This window comes from Vibrio sp. Vb1018, from assembly GCF_033338775.1.
Taxonomy (GTDB): Bacteria; Pseudomonadota; Gammaproteobacteria; order Enterobacterales; family Vibrionaceae; genus Vibrio; species Vibrio alginolyticus.
In genome coordinates, this window is record NZ_JAWOTI010000005.1 from 197,829 (window position 1) to 218,505 (window position 20,677).

Annotated in this window: 19 protein-coding genes; 5 read left to right on the forward strand and 14 right to left on the reverse strand. The window is 42.6% G+C overall.

The window, feature by feature from the left end; all coding sequences use genetic code 11:
* Nucleotides 1-10: 10 nt before the first annotated feature.
* The 6 genes from R7Z10_RS08115 to ccoN form a co-directional block, all read right to left on the reverse strand.
* A complete protein-coding gene (locus R7Z10_RS08115; RefSeq protein ID WP_171346169.1) occupies nucleotides 11-2,374 on the reverse strand; it encodes a heavy metal translocating P-type ATPase metal-binding domain-containing protein in 2,364 nt (787 codons plus the stop codon).
* Nucleotides 2,375-2,378: 4 nt separating this feature from the next.
* A complete protein-coding gene (locus R7Z10_RS08120; protein WP_005377489.1) occupies nucleotides 2,379-2,855 on the reverse strand; it encodes a FixH family protein in 477 nt (158 codons plus the stop codon).
* A gap of 105 nt (nucleotides 2,856-2,960) precedes the next feature.
* Nucleotides 2,961-3,935, reverse strand: a complete 975-nt coding sequence (gene ccoP / locus R7Z10_RS08125) for a cytochrome-c oxidase, cbb3-type subunit III (RefSeq protein ID WP_005377487.1) — start codon at nucleotides 3,933-3,935, stop codon at nucleotides 2,961-2,963.
* Nucleotides 3,935-4,108, reverse strand: coding sequence for a CcoQ/FixQ family Cbb3-type cytochrome c oxidase assembly chaperone (locus R7Z10_RS08130; RefSeq protein ID WP_005377485.1), 174 nt, complete (start codon nucleotides 4,106-4,108; stop codon nucleotides 3,935-3,937). The genes ccoP and R7Z10_RS08130 overlap by 1 nt, the downstream gene beginning before the upstream one ends.
* Nucleotides 4,109-4,117: 9 nt before the next feature.
* Entirely contained in the window at nucleotides 4,118-4,738 is a 621-nt protein-coding gene (gene ccoO / locus R7Z10_RS08135; protein ID WP_005377475.1) for a cytochrome-c oxidase, cbb3-type subunit II, read from the reverse strand.
* Nucleotides 4,739-4,750: 12 nt separating this feature from the next.
* Nucleotides 4,751-6,178 carry a cytochrome-c oxidase, cbb3-type subunit I gene (ccoN, locus tag R7Z10_RS08140; protein ID WP_005396488.1) on the reverse strand — a complete coding sequence of 476 codons (1,428 nt, stop codon included), beginning with the start codon at nucleotides 6,176-6,178 and terminating at the stop codon, nucleotides 4,751-4,753.
* Between the two features lie 257 nt (nucleotides 6,179-6,435).
* Between ccoN and R7Z10_RS08145 the strand changes: the two genes are divergently transcribed.
* From R7Z10_RS08145 to R7Z10_RS08155, 3 genes are all read left to right on the forward strand, one after another.
* Nucleotides 6,436-6,792 carry a hypothetical protein gene (locus R7Z10_RS08145; protein ID WP_005377473.1) on the forward strand — a complete coding sequence of 119 codons (357 nt, stop codon included), beginning with the start codon at nucleotides 6,436-6,438 and terminating at the stop codon, nucleotides 6,790-6,792.
* A gap of 113 nt (nucleotides 6,793-6,905) precedes the next feature.
* The gene (locus R7Z10_RS08150; protein ID WP_318104588.1) at nucleotides 6,906-8,087 is read left to right on the forward strand and encodes an FIST N-terminal domain-containing protein; all 1,182 of its coding nucleotides are present in this window, start codon (nucleotides 6,906-6,908) and stop codon (nucleotides 8,085-8,087) included.
* A complete protein-coding gene (locus tag R7Z10_RS08155) occupies nucleotides 8,077-9,798 on the forward strand; it encodes an ATP-binding protein (protein ID WP_054574154.1) in 1,722 nt (573 codons plus the stop codon). Before R7Z10_RS08150 ends, R7Z10_RS08155 begins: the two co-directional genes overlap by 11 nt.
* A 638-nt stretch (nucleotides 9,799-10,436) precedes the next feature.
* Here the strand turns inward: R7Z10_RS08155 and R7Z10_RS08160 are convergent.
* The 3 genes from R7Z10_RS08160 to matP all read right to left on the reverse strand — a co-directional run bounded on the left by R7Z10_RS08160 (nucleotide 10,437) and on the right by matP (nucleotide 11,651).
* A complete protein-coding gene (locus tag R7Z10_RS08160; RefSeq protein ID WP_318104590.1) occupies nucleotides 10,437-10,760 on the reverse strand; it encodes a hypothetical protein in 324 nt (107 codons plus the stop codon).
* Between the two features lie 114 nt (nucleotides 10,761-10,874).
* Entirely contained in the window at nucleotides 10,875-11,186 is a 312-nt protein-coding gene (locus R7Z10_RS08165; protein WP_318104592.1) for a DUF3634 family protein, read from the reverse strand.
* 15 nt (nucleotides 11,187-11,201) lie between these two features.
* Nucleotides 11,202-11,651 carry a macrodomain Ter protein MatP gene (matP, locus tag R7Z10_RS08170; RefSeq protein ID WP_005396497.1) on the reverse strand — a complete coding sequence of 150 codons (450 nt, stop codon included), beginning with the start codon at nucleotides 11,649-11,651 and terminating at the stop codon, nucleotides 11,202-11,204.
* Nucleotides 11,652-11,861: 210 nt separating this feature from the next.
* On the opposite strand from matP, the gene R7Z10_RS08175 reads away from it, so the two are divergent.
* The gene (locus R7Z10_RS08175; protein WP_005377458.1) at nucleotides 11,862-13,502 is read left to right on the forward strand and encodes a Lon protease family protein; all 1,641 of its coding nucleotides are present in this window, start codon (nucleotides 11,862-11,864) and stop codon (nucleotides 13,500-13,502) included.
* A 70-nt stretch (nucleotides 13,503-13,572) separates the two neighbouring features.
* Nucleotides 13,573-14,091, forward strand: a complete 519-nt coding sequence (gene fabA, locus R7Z10_RS08180) for a bifunctional 3-hydroxydecanoyl-ACP dehydratase/trans-2-decenoyl-ACP isomerase (protein ID WP_005390081.1) — start codon at nucleotides 13,573-13,575, stop codon at nucleotides 14,089-14,091.
* 140 nt (nucleotides 14,092-14,231) lie between these two features.
* On the opposite strand, the gene rmf is transcribed toward fabA, so the two are convergent.
* From rmf to rlmKL, 5 genes are all read right to left on the reverse strand, one after another.
* Nucleotides 14,232-14,405, reverse strand: a complete 174-nt coding sequence (gene rmf, locus R7Z10_RS08185) for a ribosome modulation factor (protein WP_005377453.1) — start codon at nucleotides 14,403-14,405, stop codon at nucleotides 14,232-14,234.
* Between the two features lie 181 nt (nucleotides 14,406-14,586).
* Nucleotides 14,587-16,320, reverse strand: coding sequence for a DUF3466 family protein (locus R7Z10_RS08190; protein WP_318104594.1), 1,734 nt, complete (start codon nucleotides 16,318-16,320; stop codon nucleotides 14,587-14,589).
* Nucleotides 16,321-16,327: 7 nt separating this feature from the next.
* On the reverse strand, nucleotides 16,328-18,247 hold the full coding sequence (locus R7Z10_RS08195) for an ABC transporter ATP-binding protein (RefSeq protein WP_005377449.1): 1,920 nt from the start codon (nucleotides 18,245-18,247) through the stop codon (nucleotides 16,328-16,330).
* Entirely contained in the window at nucleotides 18,225-18,467 is a 243-nt protein-coding gene (locus R7Z10_RS08200; protein WP_080276907.1) for a glutaredoxin family protein, read from the reverse strand. Before R7Z10_RS08200 ends, R7Z10_RS08195 begins: the two co-directional genes overlap by 23 nt.
* Before the next feature lie 21 nt (nucleotides 18,468-18,488).
* The gene (gene rlmKL, locus R7Z10_RS08205; protein WP_025766615.1) at nucleotides 18,489-20,609 is read right to left on the reverse strand and encodes a bifunctional 23S rRNA (guanine(2069)-N(7))-methyltransferase RlmK/23S rRNA (guanine(2445)-N(2))-methyltransferase RlmL; all 2,121 of its coding nucleotides are present in this window, start codon (nucleotides 20,607-20,609) and stop codon (nucleotides 18,489-18,491) included.
* Between the last annotated feature and the right edge of the window lie 68 nt (nucleotides 20,610-20,677).

Sequence of the window (20,677 nt, forward strand, 5' to 3'; positions counted from 1 at the left end):
CTTTCTCTACTTATTTCTCTTTGAGCAGGCGCAAAGAGTTAGATACAACGATAATTGAGCTTGCAGACATGCCAACTACTGCAATGTAGGGAGCCACTAAACCTGCGACCGCCAAAGGCAAAATTAACAGGTTGTAACCCAAAGACCAAGCCAAGTTTTCTCGAATAATCTTTCTTGTACGCAGTGCAAGCAAACGTGCTTCTAGTAGCTTTTCGAGATTATCCCCAAGTAACGTCATATCTGCAGAAGCTTTAGCGACATCTGTACCACCGCCCATTGCGACAGAAAGGTGAGCTCCGGCGAGAGTCGGCGCGTCATTGATTCCATCACCAACCATCATAGTGATACTGTTTTCGTCCAAGCTCTTAAGGTATGCAAGCTTATCTTCTGGCTTTGCTGACGCGACGATGTGATCGATACCAATTTCATTCGCCACTGGTTGGGCGTTTGAGAGAGAATCACCAGTTAGCAGGGTTGTCTTAATTCCAGCGTCAGCAAAACGTTGAATAAAGGCTTTGCTTTCTTTTCGGATAGGGTCGCGGTAGTAAAAGCTAGCGACATGCTTGCCACCAACCGACAGATAGACCGCCTGGCTTTCACCACTTTCTTTGCCTTGAACAAAAGCAGCACTACCTATCTTAACGATTTTGCCATTCCACATACCCTCAATCCCTGAACCAATCACGTTTTGCACGTCAGACACGATAAAGTCATCATTGGTGTAAGTTGCAAAAGAACGAGCGATAGGGTGGTTTGCATGAGCCTCTAAAGCTGCAGCTAGTGATAGACAATCTTTCTGTGGGAGATCACTAAGTACCTTTGTTTCACAGATCTCAATATCACCTTTCGTTAGAGTGCCTGTTTTATCTACAACTAAGTGGTTGATCTTACATAGTGTCTCAAACACATGGCCTTTACGAAGCAAAATGCCAAAATTACCCATTCTAGAGGTAGCACAAGTGAGAGCGGTCGGAGTAGCCAGAGATAGCGCACATGGGCATGTAGCGACTAACACAGACAGCATGATCCAAAACGCATCATCTGGTTTTGTTTGATGCCAGTAAAACCAAGTACCAGCAGAGATAATAAGAATCACACCAACAAAGTAACGGGCGACAATGTCTGCAATTTCCGCAATTTTAGGTTTGGAGTGTTGAGCTTCATCTTGTAAACGCACGATGTTAGAAATCATTGAATCGGCCTTTGAGCTTACTACCTCAAGTTCAAATGATTCGTCTCCGTTTAGCGTTCCCGCATAGACGACATCGCCTTCTCGTTTCACAACGTGCACTGACTCACCCGTTAACATGGATTCATCAATATGAATACGGCCTGAAATAACTTTACCGTCAGCGGGGATATGTTCACCAGGTAGAACGCGAATACGATCGCCAACTTTTAGCGTCTTCACGGGTATCTGATCACCGTCCAGCGTTGTAGCAATTGCAGGAATCAACTTAAGAAGGTTACCACTCGCAGCAGCAGCTTTGCGACGAGCGCGCATCTCTAAGAATCGACCTACTAACAAAAAGAAGGTAAACATCGAGATAGATTCAAAGAAGACTTCGCCTTGTTCAGTTACTGTTGCAACTAAACTTGCAACATAGGCAAAGATCAACGCGATAGAAACCGGGACATCCATACCAAGGGTTCGGCCTTTGATACTGCGCCATGCGTTTAAGTAAAATGGAAGAGCGGAATAAAGCAAAACAGGAGTAGCAAAAATCAAACTTACCCAACGAAAGTAACTTTTAAACTCTGGCTCTAAATCACCAAAGACTTCGAGATACAGTGCAACGGCGAGCATCATGACCTGCATGGTTGCTAAACCTGCAATACCTAGCCGATATAGATATTGCTTCATCATTCGATGGTAAGAGGCTTCTTGCTTATCTGCTTCAAAAGGTGCAGCTTTGTAACCAAGTTTATGAATAACGGAAAGGAGCTCGCTTAACCGTACCTGAGTTTTATCCCAGGCTAGTAACGCTCGATTGGTGGTTGTATTAACACGGATAGATACCAACCCGGCCGTATTAGAAACTTGCTTTTCGATTAACCACGCACAAGCGGCACATGAAACGCCTTCCAAAGAAAGGGTTACTTCAGAAACATTTTCGCGATTTCGTACGAATTCAGATTGTACATCCGCATTGTCATAATGAATTAAAGCTTGGAGTTGCTCTGGTACTAGATCTGCCTTTTCTGCAGGCGCAGTGCGGTATTGGTAATATGATACAAGACCACTATCGACAATAGTCTGCGCCACAGTTTCGCAGCCCGGACAACACATGTCGCGAATTTCACCCAATATTTCTACTTTGAAATCCGTGTTGGCTGGTACATCTTCACCGCAGTGATAACAGGATTTACACATATGCTTACTTCATTAACGGTGTTGAAGAGGCAGGAAACTCAACTTTACCTTGGATCATCCATTGCTTGTCGTGTGGTTGTAGTTCAACAAACCATGGTCCTTGAATAGATTCCTCAGCTTTTAGTCGGTAATTACCAGATGCATCCGCTGTTACAAGCTTTGTGAAGTCACGATCAGGAAGAGTACGATGAGTGAAAGTGGCCGTTAGAGCAGGGTAATGAGGTAGCTTCCCTTTAGCGAAAACAATCACAACATTGTTATTTTCAGAGGAAATCTCAGCGTTAAGACCTAGGTCACGAGCGACATTCATTTTACTAATGTCGATATTAATGCCTTTGCCTTTTTTATAGTAATCCTCGGCGACTAAAGAAACAGAGTTGTTCGAGAAAACGACCACAGTAATCACAGTCCAAACTACGACAGTAAGAGGAAGGATGATTAGGAACCACGGCCAAAATTGTTTATACCAAGGCTTTACCATAAAAAAGTTCTCAACAGCTAAATGAAAAAATGTAAGGCGTTAAATTTAAAGGAAAGACAGCCCCTATGAAAGGGGCTGTTATTGCTATGTTACGTAATATCTCAGTTACTTACTCTCTGAGTTACTTAAACTCCAGACATATGAGGCAACGAGCTGAACTTTATCTTCACCCAAAATGTCTTTCCACGCAGGCATTACGCCTGAGCGTCCGTTCATTACGGTTTCTGTTACAGCTGCACGAGAGTCACCAAATAACCAGTCTTGGTCTGTAAGGTCAGGCGCACCGACTGCAGGGTTACCCTTACCATCGGTACCATGACAAGCAGCACACACTACGAAGCGTGCTTTACCTGCCGCGGCTTCACGAGCATTTACTTTACGACCAGATAGACTAAGTGTGTAACTTACAACTTCTTGAACACCTTGCTCACCAAGGGCATCTTTCCATGCTGGCATTTGACCAATACGGCCGTGCATGATGGTTGTAACGATCGCTGCTGGCTCGCCACCATATAGCCATGCATCATCAGTCAGGTTAGGGAAGCCTTTCTGACCACGTGCATCAGAGCCATGGCATTGAGAACAGTTTTGCAAAAACAAACGCTGACCAACTTTTAATGCTTCAGGATCTTGCGCAATTTCAGGAATTGGGCGTAGACCACTGTCATTGTGCGCAAGTTTACGGAATGCTTCGCCGAAGTAAGCGTCGGCATCATCCAGTTCTTTTGCATATTGGTTTAGTTGCTTGTTCTCTTGTGCTGCAGCGATGGCTTCTTTTGACTCTTCTAGTGAGCGAACGGTTTGAGCCGAACTCTGCCAGTTTAAAAAGCCCTTGAAGCTACCTAGACCTGGGAATAGGGCAAGGTAAACTGCTGCGAACACAAATGTGCTTACAAACAGGTAAGTCCACCACTTTGGTAGAGGGTTGTTTAGCTCGCGAATACCATCGTACTCGTGGCCCATGTCTTCCCCTTCCTCGACGCCCATTTTGTCTTTAGCGCACCAAGTCAGGAGAATCGCACAGCCTACTAGCGTACCGACAGTAATCACGATAATCCAGAGACTCCAGAATGTAGTCATTACTTCTTCACTCCTTGGTTATTAGGGGTCTTTTGTTCTTCGTCAGCAAACACCAAGTTGGCATCTTCTTCAAAGCGTGCTTTACGCTTTTTACTAAATGCCCACCATACGATGCCAATAAAACTAGCGAAGAGTACAACGGTATAAATACTATGAATTGTACCGAAATCCATATGATCCCCTTACTTCATTGCATGACCAAGAGACTGAAGGTAAGCGATGATTGCATCCATCTCTGTTTTACCTTCTACTTCTTTAGCCGAATTCGCGATCTCTTCATCAGTGTATGGAACGCCGAACTGATCACGAAATAGCTCAAGTTTCTTCTGAGTTAGCTTACCGTCTAAAACGTTTTCAGCTAGCCACGGGAAACCTGGCATGTTTGACTCAGGTACAAGCTCACGAGGATCTAACAGGTGAACACGGTGCCATTCGTCAGAATAACGACCACCAACACGAGCTAAATCCGGGCCTGTACGCTTAGAGCCCCAAAGGAATGGGTGTTCCCAAACACTCTCACCAGCAACAGAGTAGTGACCGTAACGTTCAGTCTCTGAGCGGAAAGGACGAACCATCTGGCTGTGACAGACGTTACAACCTTCACGGATGTAGATATCACGGCCTTCCATCTCCAAAGGAGTGTAAGCGCGCAGATTTTCTACAGGTTCAGTCGTTTGCTTTTGGAAAATCAGAGGAGTGATCTCTACAAGAGCACCCCAACTGATAGCAAACACGATAAAAATAGCCAACAAACCGACATTACGTTCTAAGATTTCATGGCGATTATTAGAATTATTACTCATTCTTAAATCTCCTTATGCCGGATGTGGGATAGCTTTTAGGCTTTCTTTAGGTGCACTTACCGTTTTGTACGTGTTGTATGCCATTAGGAACATACCAGATAGGAAGATAAATCCGCCTAGGAAACGTACAAAGTAGAACGGATAAGACGCTTCTACAGATTCAACAAAACTGTAAGTTAGCGTACCGTCAGAGTTAACCGCGCGCCACATAAGACCTTGCATTACACCAGAGATCCACATCGCAACGATGTAAAGAACGGTACCGATTGTTGCTAGCCAGAAATGCACATTAACTAGACCAACAGAGTACATACGCTCTTGGCCAAATAGGCGAGGTACCAAGTGATATACAGAGCCGATAGAAACCATCGCAACCCAACCTAACGCACCAGAGTGAACGTGACCAATGGTCCAGTCTGTGTAGTGAGAAAGTGCGTTAACCGTCTTAATCGACATCATCGGGCCTTCAAAGGTAGACATACCGTAGAACGACAGTGAAACGATTAGGAAACGTAGGATAGGGTCATAACGAAGCTTATGCCATGCACCAGATAACGTCATAATACCGTTGATCATACCACCCCAAGAAGGAGCAAATAGAACCAGCGACATAACCATACCTAGAGACTGAGTCCAGTCTGGTAGCGCTGTATAATGAAGGTGGTGAGGGCCTGCCCAAATATATAGAGAAATAAGTGCCCAGAAGTGAACGATAGATAGACGGTAAGAATAAACAGGACGTTCAGCTTGTTTAGGAACGAAGTAGTACATCATACCTAGGAAACCAGCGGTCAGTAGGAAACCTACCGCATTGTGTCCATACCACCACTGAACCATCGCATCCACTGCGCCCGAGTAAATCGAGTAAGATTTACCAAGTGACACAGGAATAGCCATGCTGTTCACGATGTGAAGTACTGCTACTGTGATAATAAAGGCACCGAAGAACCAGTTTGCCACATAAATATGTGACGTGTTTCGCTTCACTAGTGTGCCGAAGAACACCACCGCATATGATACCCATACTAGCGCAATTGCGATATCAATAGGCCATTCTAGCTCAGCATACTCTTTACCCGATGTTAAACCGAGAGGCAAAGTAATGGCTGCTGCCAGGATGATTGCTTGCCAACCCCAAAAGGTGAAGGCAACGAGTGGGCCACCAAAAAGACGTGTTTGACATGTGCGCTGTACAACATAATAAGACGTTGCGAACAGAGCACTGGTACCAAACGCAAAAATTACCGCATTAGTATGCAGTGGACGTAAGCGACTGTACGTCAACCACGGCGTATCAAAGTTTAGCTGTGGCCAAACTAATTGAGCGGCAATCAAAACACCAACAGCCATACCAACTATGCCCCATAAAATGGTCACGAGGGTAAATTGGCGAACGACTGTATAGTTGTAGTTTTGTTCAAGCTGCTTTACTTGGCTCATTTGCATGCTTCCAATTTCTAATTAACTACACTTTTACTTCCAACACGACTTGCGTCGTAACACCACCCAAGTAAACTCTAGAATTCAAGTGTTATCATCACCTTATTTCCATTGCTGACTTTAATAAAAAGTGGCATTTTCAGCGTGACACTATACTTGAATTAACAATTCAATGACAGGGTAGTAACCTTACTGGACCTCTGGAAATCATTTTTTATTTAAAAAGTTTGAAGTTTGTAACAAGGATATTAGTAATTATGCCTGCACAAAAGTTAACAAAGGCGCGACTTGCACAAATCTTAATCATGCTCAGTGTTTTAATAGGCGCATTTTTCTGGCGTACCTTTACACACGAGAGTGTTAATAGCGTTGACTGTTCACAAAAAGAACGATGCGATGTAACAATTGAAGGAGAAATAATCACGATTAATCGTGACTCAATGGGAATTTCGCTCGAAACGACAGAAAGTAGCACTCTAAAAATTGATCTAAATCAATCTGGTAATTTTATCAATCTCAACGAAAAGCATAAATCAGTAGAATGGGACATCATGCCTGAATCAAAAAAAATCACCTTTAAAAAAGGTGAAAACATTGTTGTAGTTCAATTATAAATACGATCTATCACGAGATAATCGTAACTTATTAATGAAATTAACACCTTCTTACCTAGAGAAAATTGGTTGGAATGGTATAACAGCAGAGTGATATCCAATTATAAAATCGTATGCATTGCCAATCAGTTTTTACTCATATTAAAGATGAAGACTCAGCGATAAAAACGCTCAGGTCCGAATTGACACAACAGAACTTGTCTTACGTGATGTGTTACTACACGGAAGAATACAATTTCGAGTTGATTCGAGAAGCGTTTCTTGCGCATTTTCCTGGTGTGCCTTTTCATGGCGCCAGTTCATGTCAAGCCGTAATGACAGATCAGGGCTTTCATACAGGACCAGTAATTGCGGCACTTGCTGTTTATGATACAGGTCCTCATGCTTATGGTACTGGTATTTCTAATCACAACTCAGGTGACAGCGTCACCAATGCTTTGGATATGGCCCTTGAGAACGCAAACCGTGTAGGAGAGGTACCAAACTTAATTCTACTTCATGCTACACCAGGGCAAGAGGAATCAATCATTGCGTCTATAGATGAAAGATTTGGAACTCTAATTCCAATTATTGGTGGTTCGGCCGCTGATAATAACATCGCTGGGAAATGGTCTGTGATAACCGCCCAAGGCTCTCAAACTTCAGGTTTAAGCTTAACTCTCTTTTACTCCTCTCAACCTGTTGATATCGCTTTTAGCGCTGGGCATACACCAACTAATATCAAAGGTGTTGCAACCAAGATCAACGATAGATGCTTACTTGAAATTGATAATGAACCTGCGCTCAATGTTTATAGAAGGTGGACAAATCACCAGGATAACCAAGTAGGTAAAGATAATATGCTGTTTACAAACTCGAGTGCTTATCCATTAGGGCGGATCGCAGGTCATCTCTATGATCGCCCATATTACAAATTATCCCATCCGATCCGTGAGACGCCAGATGGTGGAATCGAGTTGTTTACACGAATAGAAGAGGGTGACGAGCTCACATTAATGAAAGGAAGTCGTGAGCATCTCGTTGCGCGCGCTGCAAAAGTCGTCAATGCCGCTTTTAACCAAAAATTAGAAGAGTCTCGAAAAATTGGAGTGATAAATATCTTTTGCGCAGGTCCCATGTTGCACTTAATGCAAGACATGAATAGCGTTTGTGAACAAATTAACCAAGAACTAGAACATTTGCCTTTTATTTGCCCTTTTACTTTCGGCGAGCAAGGTAGATTTATTGGTGGTGAGAATGGACATGGAAACCTGATGATTTCATCGGCTATATTCCATAAACCTTATGAAAGATAAATACTTAGACATATATCAACAGGAAGCGCTTCAAGAAGCGTTAGTTGAGCTAAAGCAGGCTAGACAAAGAGAACGACTACTCGCTGATGAAAACAAGGCCATTCTTTCCGCGATATCTGCGATGAGTGAGGCAAAGAATCGGCATGAGATATTTACGGGATTAAACAATGTCCTCAAAAAGTACATCAGCTTCGATGATTTTATTGTACTGACTCGTGATGGTGAACGATATCCCTTCAAGACATTGATATCAACTAATAGCGTATTTGATAATGTATCCTGGTTACACGGTAACACCTATCAAAGAGCTCTCAATGGTGAATGCATTCTACTGTTCGAGCCAGATAAACTCGCTGAGTTTGTTAACTTAAACAGCTTTATAAAAAGCCATGTAAACTCGGTCGTTTTAACTGGTATACGTTCAGAAGTAACGCAAACCGTAATCCTACTTATTGGAGCTCAGAAAGGGCACTTTAGCATAGAGAATAAGGAAACCTTGAGGCGGTTTCGTCCCTTAATTGAAAGGGCGGTCATTGATATCGAGACCAAAGAGAAGTTACAACGTATCGTTGAAGTAAGAACAACTCAGCTCGCTAAAGCAAGAGAAGAAGCAGAGCTTGCGAACCGGTCTAAGTCGGAGTTCTTAGCGATGATGAGTCATGAAATAAGAACCCCTTTAAATTCCGTTCTTGGAATGCTAGATATACTGAAGCAATCAACCTTGTCAGAAGAACAAATTGATGCTTTGAGCCAAATGGAGTGCTCTGCAGAGTTACTTCTCGCGATAATCAGTGACATTCTTGATCTTTCTAAAATCGAGTCAGGTCGCTTTCAGCTCAATGAACAATGGATTAACTTAAGAGACACTGTCACTTTTGTTATTTCTCAGCAAAAACAAATAGCTAAGAAGAAAAATCTTAAATTCAAGCTCAACTGTACTGTCACTAATGACAAACAATTTTGGATTGACTCCACGCGGTTATCTCAAATTCTGTTTAATCTAATAGGGAATGCAATAAAGTTTACAGACGAAGGTGAAGTAAAAGTTTCTGTATCTGAGCAAGATGCTGAACTTGTGATCTCAATATCTGACACTGGAATTGGTATATCTAAAGCAAAGCAAGAGCACTTGTTTACGGCATTTCATCAAGGAGACCGTTCCATCACGAGACGCTTCGGTGGTACAGGACTGGGGCTCGCAATAACCAAGCATTTAGTCGAAATGATGCGTGGAAAGATTGCCGTTAAAAGTGATGAGCATGTTGGTTCAACCTTTACGATTTCGATTCCAGTTTTGACTCGTTGTAATCAAAATCGTCCAGTTAGAATCGAAACCAATCAACCGACAAAAGCAATGGAACTTCTCGTCGTAGAAGATACCGAATCGAATCAGTTCGTAATAAAGCTTATCTTAAATAAGCTTGGCCATAATGTTCATATCGCAAGCCATGGAGCAGAGGCATTAACATTTTTAGAAGAGAATGAGGATTTAATCGATTTGATTCTCATGGATGTCTCGATGCCAGTGATGGATGGAATTACCGCAACAAGACTTATTCGAGATAAAGGTCTCAGGACCCCAATTATAGCGTTAACTGCACATGCGCTAGAAAGCGATCGAGATAAATGCCTGGATGCCGGTATGGACGGATTCATTTCCAAGCCAGTTAGAAGACAAGATATCTTTGAAGCTATACAGTCATTTCAATAAGCAAAAAGGCGTTAATATAGATCTTAACAATCGATAGATTATTAAGATCTATATTAAGTATTTTATGGTAAATAACCATTATGTTTAATACTTACAGTAAGGCCCTTAAATTTAAAATCTGCAGGGGAATAGGAGCATACTCAGACAGCATTTAGCGTACGGCAATACACAATTTAACATAACACATATAATGCGCACCAAGGAGTGAGATCTCAAAGCAATAATGTCCGGTTTTAGCTACTTTAAAATGTCCTCCTAAGATTAACAACATTGTTTGCTTTTGAGGCTTTAACCGAGGTTCCTGTGGACTTGCAATCGCTAGTTTGGTTTGTGGTTATGCTTACGAAGCAAATCAAATCTCTTATTGAAAATTGATGCGCGCTTAGTCCCCGACTTACTGGCGTGTCCTTCTGTAAGCACCTGAATCAATCTATGTATGGTGATGATGGCTAACTCACTGAATTTGCCATTCAATGGCATCACGATTACTAACTTAAGCGCTACCAAACAAAAAAGCCTTTCATACTCGCCTCGTACAACAGCAAAAATCAGCTAAACGCTCTAATCGCTCCGCAACGAAATCTGCCAAAAATCACGAGCTCAGTTCATTCGTTCTTAATCAAGGTGTTCTGAAACATTTATAAGCCTGTAGTTATATGGAGACGAATGTACTTTTCGGGGAATTTGTAACGATAGCGTTTTCCTCTCTTCAAGTTGGACTTAACGTACCTACACACTTTTTGGTCACCACTATTGGTTACTCTTTTTATTACTGCGTTTTTACTTTTGTGCTCCATTTCTATCATGACGTCACAATAACCTTGATAGCCATCAAACTTATTGTCTACTTTCTTTTGAAGCTTAGTCTTAATTTTTTTAGCCAACAGGTTCGTTTCTGAATCGTCAGCAAAAACTGAATTACTTGCAAAGATCAATACCATTAAAGTTACAACGTATCTCATCGTTTTGGTCCGTTTATGTTGTTGATTGTTCGATGATAAGTAATTTTTCTGTAGATACGAAAATGGGACGCCACATTGCGTCCCATTTAACATGATGAAGTAACTGATATGTAATTAAGCGCGCTTCTTGCCTTTGTTTGCTTTGAAGCCCTGGTGCGGAAAAACGTTACGAATCCTCTGTTGAACTTTTTTGGGAATGCCTTTGGAAAAGCTTAAGCGCATTCCTGTTCGTTGGCTATACACCTTCATTTCACCAGTAAACGGGTTATGCTCACTAATATCCTGTAAGTTGTGTTTGAAAGAAGGAGGTAGATGCCCTTTTACGTTACTAATATGGCCATTATCGAACTTTACTTTTAACAACGGCCTATCGACTGCGATCAACCAAAAGATCACGATGGCTGCAATTAAGATTACATATAACATTTGGCACTCCCTATCCTAGCTAGATAGCAATTTACTCAAATCCTCTTTAATTGAGGTAACTTTTTGACTCGCTTTTTCACTTCTCGACGCTTCGGAAAGCAAATATTCAATTGCGTCAGATAACGTACAACCAAGTTCATTCGCTCTACTAGAAAGCTTTTCCCAAACTCGGTAATCTAAATCAATGGATTTCTTCTTTGTATGGACTTGCTCTGCATTGAAGTGACGTTTCCGTTTCGCTCGGATAGCCTGCTTGAGTTTATTATCTAACTCTTCTGACATGTGGTTTTCTATCCAAGCTAAGACAAGTGTAGGCTCGTGTTCAAGGCGTTTTAGTTCTGCGACCGCTGCATCTGCTTCGCTTGTATCAATATGTCGGGTAATCGCTTCACCATCTTTCCATTTTTTGATGAGATACTTCCATTTCCACCCACATTCTAGATTCTCAAGCTGCTGATATTTCATTTGTTCCGAACCATAAACATAACCTAGTGACAGCGTAACCCAGATGGTTTACTTGGGCAAATAAAACTCTTAGAAGTATCGATGTTGATCACTCATTTGTCTAAGTATTGTTCATTGAGAGATGAATGCCGAGAGCAAACCAAATTGGTGCTAGGGTGTTATAGTCCGTTTCGTTATAATGTCGGCAAGATTGAATTACGATGAATTTTAATGAACCAACTTAATTGGCAAGACGTAACACCTTCACTTGAGCAGTACGAAGCACTTTTAAAGTCTGCACCTTCGTTACCAAAGAAGTCTTTTACTGATCTCCAACCGAGAATGTCGGCAACGATATCTCGTTTTTCAAAAATTTCCGGATTGACGCGAGTACTACTCATTAACTGCGTAGATAATTCTGTATATAGAGAGTTCATCAGTAAAGCTCTTCAGAGCCAGTCTAACGCTGCGATAGTTTTTTCGGAATCACTTGATGCCAAACGTTTATTTGACCGTTACAGTGTTGATGTAAGTGGTGATATTGCCTTCCAACCTGGTTTAATTTCACAGGCAGATAACGGTTACTTAATTGTACCGGCTAATCTAATTTTGGCTAACCCAGGGCTTTGGCCAAATATAAAGTCTGCAATTCAACAAAACCTTATCGAGCCACTGAACCTAAGCCCTACTCGTTTACCTACTTCAGTACCGCAAGCTAAAGCTTATGATGTAAAACTGATTGTAACAGGAGAAAGAAGTCAGTTAGCAGAGCTAGAATACATCGATGAAGACTTCTGTTCTGGCTTTGCCATGTATACGGAAGTTGAAGAAGATATTCATCTGTCAGAGCAGAATTTGACAGATTACTTTGGTTTAGTGAACTGGATATGTTCTCAATATCAGCTGCCTCACTTAACTGAATGTGGTTTTAGAAGATTGTTGCTAGCCGGTATGAGATTTACTGAAGATCAACATTATCTGCCTTTAGGAGTAATGTGGCACTCTCAACTTCTAACGCTTGCCAGCCAGTTCAGTGATGGTCACGCATTAGATTACAAGTCGTTAGATAAAGCGATTGACGACAAGTATTACCGAGAATCTTACCTTCCTCAGCGTGCCGTGTACGATATTTTAGATGGACAAGTCATCATTGAGACAACTGGGGAACAAGTTGGTCAAATCAATGGCCTAACCGTTATTGATATGGCTGGGCACCCTGTCAGCTATGGTGAGCCTGCACGAATATCTTGTGTAATTCATTTTGGTGATGGCGATGTTTCCGATGTTGAGCGCAAAGCTGAGCTTGGAGGCAATCTACATGCAAAAGGCATGATGATTATGCAAGCTTTCTTGAGCTCTGCTCTGAAACTGGATGAACCACTGCCTTACTCTGCCTCCATCGTATTTGAACAGTCTTATAGTGAAGTTGATGGTGACAGCGCATCTCTTGCAGAACTTTGTTGCTTGGTGAGTGCTTTATCTGAATCTCCAATTAATCAACAAGTTGCTGTTACAGGAGCTGTTGATCAGTTTGGTCGAGTGCAAGCCGTCGGTGGCTTGAACGAAAAAATTGAAGGCTTTTATCAGGTTTGTAAACATCAAGGTTTTACAGGAAATCAAGGTGTTGTGATGCCAAAATCAAACCTTAAACACCTTGCATTACATAAAGATGTAATAGAAAGCATTAAAAATGGTGAGTTCCATATTTGGTCCGTTTCTACCGTAGATGAAGCTATTCCGATTGTAATGAATAAACCTTTTAGAGGTGAAGACGATAGCATTATTGGCAAAATAGCGGAACGTATTGAAAACTTTGAAAGACATGAGCATCCAGAAGGAATTGTGCAGCGCATCAAAAACTGGTTTGTCTAGTACTGATCGGAGTTGTTTAGCGTACACGTGTTCACTAAGATGCAGCTATCAAAAATTGGAGTAATTGATAATGCAAAACAAACGTGATTCTTATAACCGTGACGATCTACTTGCTTCTAGCCAAGGCGAACTGTTTGGGCCTGGTTACCCTCAGCTTCCTGCGCCAAACATGCTAATGATGGATCGTGTTACTAAAATGTCTGAGACTGAAGGCGATTTTGGTAAAGGTTTGATCTTGGCGGAATTGGATATTACTCCAGATTTGTGGTTCTTTGACTGCCACTTCCCTGGCGACCCAGTAATGCCGGGTTGTCTTGGCCTTGATGCGATGTGGCAACTTGTTGGTTTCTTCCTTGGCTGGGTTGGTGGCAAAGGAAAAGGTCGTGCTCTGGGTGTTGGCGAAGTGAAGTTTACAGGTCAGATCCTGCCAACAGCGAAAAAAGTGACGTACGAAATCCACATGAAACGCGTTGTAAACCGTAAACTTGTGATGGGTTTGGCCGACGGTCGTGTATGTGTGGACGGCAAAGAAATCTACGTAGCAAAAGATTTGAAAGTTGGCTTGTTCCAAGATACTTCAAGCTTCTAATCTCGATTTTAATCGATTTATTAAGGCTCCTATTTAGGAGCCTTTTTGTTGTCGAGTGTTAACCTACTTCCCTATGTCCCTATAATGTAGAAAAGGCTCCGTAGAGCCCTTTCGAATCCTTCTTTTTGTATGTGGAGAGTTTATTTGTAGAGACCAGATTGTCTTTCATCTCTGGCATCACGCCAACCACCTAACCAATACGACCGAGCATCAACTTGTTGATATGGGCAAGCCTCTTGAGACCTTCCATTCAACCCAGCTTTGTAGCCTTGAGATTGAGCTCGTTCTAGGCGATCACGCTTTTGTCTCTTCATAGTTAATTCCTCATACAGGTCCATTTACTAACGTACAGCTGTTATTGTGAAACTTTGATGGAGTTTTTATGACTCCACTTATAAGAATCGATCAAAGTAGGCAATTTCTCAAGGCATAAAAAAAGCAGAGACTCAAATGTGTGAGCATCTGCTTGATTTAAAAATTACTGACGATTTTTAACTATTTTCTACGGAACCCAAACAATCCAAGCATGGTCAAAGCTAACCAACCAAGGCCTGCACCTTGACGCTCTGTCGTCGTTGAGTCAATGCTTCGAGATACGATGTCGTCCTTAGTTGCGTCAGCAATAGGTACTAGTTTGACTGCTACAATTTGCTCTTCAGAGCTACATGTCGCATTGTTTGCTGTTGTGCTATAACCACCTGCACATTTCATAGCTGTACCAGAGATCACACCTGCATCATTGATATCAGTTGCGTCGATAATACGGAACTGATTGTTTTGTTCAGAGTAATCACCGCCATTAGTCAAACTGTCTAGGAACCAAGCTTTTCCATTAAACAATGTTGCAGCACGTTCACTAGTCTCGCCACCTAGGCTATATGGATAGATAAAACCGCGCTTACGACGTGGCTTGCCATCGTCTTCACGAGTCGTTTCTGCATCAAGTTGCCCGACGATTTCATTGTAAGAGTTGATACCGCCCATCTTACCGCCCGCACCGCTAAAGAAAATGCCAGTAGTTGGGTAAAAAGCGCTAATAGAATCCTTACGAACATCATCTACGATAAAGAGACGATTCGGAGCAGAGCCCGTTGGCATTAAGTATCCGCCCGAACGTTTTGCTTCACCAATAGCAACAAAATTAGAGTTAACGTCGGTTAATCGTGAGTTTGTATGAACCGTATCATCACCCTCGCGCTGTCTAGCTCCTACAACAACTTTGTTTTTCCAAGTTGCGTTTTCAACGCTACCTTCGGCTTCTAGAGTTCCGACAAAAACAGTCGCATTCAGGTAGTTATCATCACTGTAAGTGTTGTAACCTACGCCATAGACCGTAGTTCCATCAGTGACAAGGTCACGCATGCTCCCTTGAGCTAACCTTTCTCCATCTTTAGATGTGCCACTTGGCCAAGCCAATTCACTGACGGTTCCGCTTTGATCCCAAATCGCTGCTTTTGATGTGTGGTGAGATCCATTGGTATTGCTTGCTGTTCGAGAAACACTGCCAACAGTAAAATTGCCGTCTGTGCTCCAAGCATGGCTTTGCACAACACTTGCGTCACCATCGCCAGTAAGAATATTTGGCTCTACTGGTGCAACTACGGTATTTCGTGTTTCTAATGTAGAAGTATTTTTTGTGCTAACTTTACTCTGATTACCGACAGCTGCACCATCCTCGGTAAGCTGGTTGATAACATTGTTATATTCATTTTTATAAGCAGCAGAATCTTCTTCTATGAACGCTAACGCATTAGAAGTAAAGTCTTTACTACGTTCTTTATTCCACGGCGTCCAGTTTACTGAAGCCCATGAGTCACAGGTGGAATAGCGAAGCTGGTTGTAACAGTAACGCTCAAAGTCTTTGAGTTCTTGGATGTAATAAAAGCCAGCGTCTAATCCGAATGGGATTTCTTCACGATAGCTGTTCCCATCCACGGCTTGTGTCGCTGAAATCGGTGTAGTGCGAGTTTCCATTGCAAGTTTAAACTGCTCTGGCGTGCAGTTTGCTGCTGCATCAAAGCAGCCTAGAGCGAAAGGTGAACCTGTTGAAGGATCTGTACCTGCATTGCCCTGTTGAATTGCAACCCCGTAAGCCGTTTGGTAGTCACCGTTTGAACCATGATCCTGAGGTGAAACCTCAACAACTTGATACAATGCCGCCTGTGCGTTCATTGTGGTACCAACCATCATTGCAATGGCGGTCAATTTGAATTTATTACTACAATTCATTGAATTCTTAACTATCCTGTTGCATTGCTTCGAGTTCTTCCCATCTCTCGAATGCGATTTCCAACTCCTGCTCTAATGCAGCAAGCTGTTCCAATACCGGCTGAGTTTGCTCTACAGGTTTAGCAAAGAACTCTGGATCGTTCACTTGCTCCTGAAGGCTCTCGATATCCGACTCTAATTGTTCAAGTTTAGCTGGTAGAGCCTCTAATTCTCTTTGCAGCTTATACGATAACTTCTTCGAATTGTTCTTAGGTTGCGTAGTTTTGGGAGTTTCCTCAACCACTTTCTCTTTCTTTGTTGGTTTTTCAACCTGACTGCGCGAAGCAAGAACTTGGTCACGCTGCTGTTTAGCATCATGATAACCACCAACGAACTCTTCGATTATACCGTTACCCTCAAAAATCCAGCTGGTTGTTACTGTGTTGTCTACGAACTCACGGTCGTGACTCACTAACAATAATGTACCCTGATAATTGGCAAGCATTTCTTCTAAAAGTTCCAACGTTTCGATATCCAAATCGTTAGTTGGTTCATCAAGAATAAGTAAGTTGTTTGGTTTCAACAAGATACGGGCTAGCAATAATCGGTTTTTCTCACCACCAGAAAGTGCCTTAACCGGGGTTCTGGCGCGCTTAGGTGCAAATAAGAAGTCTTGAAGATAACTCAGCGCATGACGCTGACGTCCCCCAACCATTACTTCTTGTTTCCCATCCGCTAAGTTATCGATCACTGTCTTTTCTGGATCCAAAATCTCTCGGTACTGATCAAAGTACGCGACTTCTAATTTTGTTCCGCAGTGTAAACGACCAGACTGCGCTTCCAATTGCCCTAGTAGCAATTTAAGTACCGTACTCTTACCGCAGCCATTTGGTCCGATAAGTGCAATACGGTCACCACGCATGATGTTAAAGCTAAAGTCGTCGACAATTGTCTTGCCTTCGTAAGCAAAAGATACATTTTCTGCTTCAAATACAATCTTACCTGAACGAGAAGCATCATCGATGTTTAGGTTAACTTTACCTTGAACTTCACGACGGTCACGACGCTCTTCACGAAGTTTTTTAAGGGCTCGAACACGGCCTTCATTACGAGTACGACGTGCTTTAATGCCTTGACGAATCCACACTTCTTCCTGCGCTAGTTTCTTATCGAACTCAGCATTTTGCATTTCTTCGACGCGAAGCATTTCTTCTTTGTCATTCAAATACTGTTCGTAATTACCAGGGAAAGAAGCTAATTGACCGCGATCTAAGTCAACGATGCGTGTCGCCATCGACTTGATGAATGCACGGTCGTGAGAAATAAAGATGATCGAGCCTTTGAAGTCTTTTAAGAAGTTCTCTAACCATTCGATCGTTGTCACATCGAGATGGTTTGTTGGTTCATCAAGAAGCAATACATCAGGATCACAAACCAGCGCACGAGCTAAAGCAGCTTTACGTTGCCAGCCACCGGATAGATCGGTCAGTTTGGTTTCTGGGCTTAGTTTTAAAGCGCCAAGTACGTTCTTAACACGGTCATCAAAGCGCCAAGCGTTAGAATGATCAAGTTGCTCTTGAACTTTCGCCAAACGGTTAATGTTCTTCTCACTTGGGTCTTGAGCAACAAGATCGAGAAGATCGTGATAGATCTTCAATTGTTCGCCGATTTCAGCCAAACCGCCAGATACGTATTCGTAAACCGTACCCTCTTGATTGCGCGGTGGATCTTGTTCAAGCCGAGAAACTACTACGTCTTGAGTTATTTGAATCTTGCCATCATCCAACAAAATGTCGCCGGCAAGCACTTTCATTAACGTGGACTTACCTGCTCCGTTACGACCAACTAAACAAACGCGTTCGTTTTCTTGAAGAGCGAACTCCGCTTTGTCTAGCAATGGGTGGTCACCAAATGCAAGTTGTGCGTTATGAATGGTAAGTAATGCCATTATTATCCAACCAATGTGTGAGTTGTTCTAAGTCAAACGGCCAGTTCAACTCAGAATCTTGATATTTTAATACGGGTATTATGACGCCGTAACGAGAAAATAGTACATCATCGAACGCAATATCAATGATATCTGTTTGCTCGGCCAAACCGACTTGGTCTACTAGAGCAAATGCCATCTCACAAAGATGGCATCCCTCCGTGCTATACAATATCAGCACGTATTAATCCTTTTGTTTATACTACGCGTGCGTTACTAGCCAACAGTTATGAATCTGTTTATTACGCGAAAAATCTAATGGTAACGTTTGAGAAGAAATATTCTGAGCCTTCAAACCCAATTCAGCGAGTGATTCTTCATCCATCTTGAAGTGACGTTTGTTATTTGAAAATACGATTGTGCCTTCACTTCTCAGTAAACGTTTGAGGTTCTTCATTAGCTTAATGTGGTCACGTTGTACATCGAATGATGTTTCCATACGCTTAGAGTTAGAGAACGTAGGTGGGTCAATAAAGATCAAGTCGTACTCACCTTTTGCGTTTTCTAGCCATTGCAAACAGTCCGCTTGTTCATATTTATGTTGGCGCCCTACACAGCCATTAAGCTGCATATTGTCTTTCGCCCAGTTCAAGTAGGTGTTTGACATATCGACAGTTGTAGTGGAACGCGCACCACCAACTGCAGCGTGCACTGTTGCACTACCAGTGTAAGCAAACAAGTTAAGGAAATCTTTACCCTGTGCCATTTCGCCAAGACGACGACGAGTGATCTTATGATCCAAGAACAGGCCTGTGTCTAGGTAGTCATGAAGGTTCACGATCAGCTTCACACCGTACTCGTTTACTTCGAGCGTCTCTGATACCTGACCTAATTTTTGGTACTGGCTTCGACCTTTCTGCTTCTCACGAACTTTCAGTACAACTTTGTTCGCTTCAACACCGGTCACCTGAATCGTCGCACGGATAATGTCCGTTAGACGACGCTTGGCTTTTTCTTCAGGGATGTTCTTAGGTGCTGCGTACTCTTGAATCACAATTTGATCGCCGTACACGTCGATCGCTACGTTGTATTCTGGAAGGTCTGCATCGTAGATACGATAGCAGTCTAGTTTCTCTTTACGAGCCCACTTGCCAATCTTGCCAATGTTTTTCTTCAAACGGTTTGAGAAGTCTGGTGCGATTTGAACGTTAGTATCTGCACCTTTAACTTCATCAGCGCTGCGCTCGGCAATGCTGTAGTTCTTTTGGTGACACGGTAACGCACCGTTGTTCAATTTAAACTGTTTATCAGCGCGCATACGAAGGCAACTCAAGAGCTCGTCTGAGCTCGAGAAGATAGATGCTTTACATCCGCCAAACTCAGATTTTAGCTGTCCACCGAATGCGGTATAGAGCGCAATCAGCCCCGGCTCAGTTCCTAGACGCTCACCGTAAGGTGGGTTTGAAACGATAACACCGTGTTCAAATCCTGCGGGACGAGTAATAGTTGCAGCATCACCTTGCGCAAACTCAATCAACTCTTCAACACCTGCTCTGCGGGCGTTTTCTTGAGCGACTTTTAATACTTTGGGGTCGTTATCGAATCCAAAAAACTTAGCGTCAACTTTCTTGACACCCCGTCTAGCTTGAACATTAGCCTCTGATTTAATCTCAGCCCAGGTCTCCGGTTCAAAGTCTTCCAAAACTTCGAAGCCCCATTGTTTGCGCTTAACGCCAGGTGCCATGTTGGCTGCCATCATTGCCGCTTCAATAAGCAAAGTACCAGAACCACACATTGGATCGAGTAATGGTTGATGCCCATCCCAGCCACAACGCATGATAATCGCAGAAGCAAGCGTTTCACGTAATGGCGCACGACCCGATTCTGGTCGATAACCACGCTGATGAAGACCACTACCTACCATGTCTATCCCAAGCAACGCTTTATCTTTATGCAAACGAACGTGAATACGAATATCTGGGCGTTCTTTGCTGATATTAGGACGTGGCAAGCCTTTATTCTCAAAGCAATCTACGATGCCATCTTTGACCTTCATAGCTCCGTATTGGCTATTTCTAATCTCACGGTTTGTGCCGTTAAAGTCCACAACAAAGCGTTTAGAGCTATGAAATTGGTTAACCCAGTTAATAGTGGAAGTGGATAGATACAAGTCCATGTCGTTGTTACACGTGAACTCAGATAAAACACGTACAAATCGAGACGCTAAACGGCTCCACAAACAACAGCGATAAACCTGTTCGTTTGTCGCTTTAAATTTTACGCCTGCCTGTACTGGTTTCGCATTTTCAATGCCTAGTTTAGTCAGTTCTTCAACAAGCAAATTTTCCATGCCATTTGAAGTTACCGCGAGATATTGATTCATAGTGTTCTTTCGCTGATAAAAAATGGCTTCAATTATACCTGACTTTACGATCAATGCCTCGTTTTTAA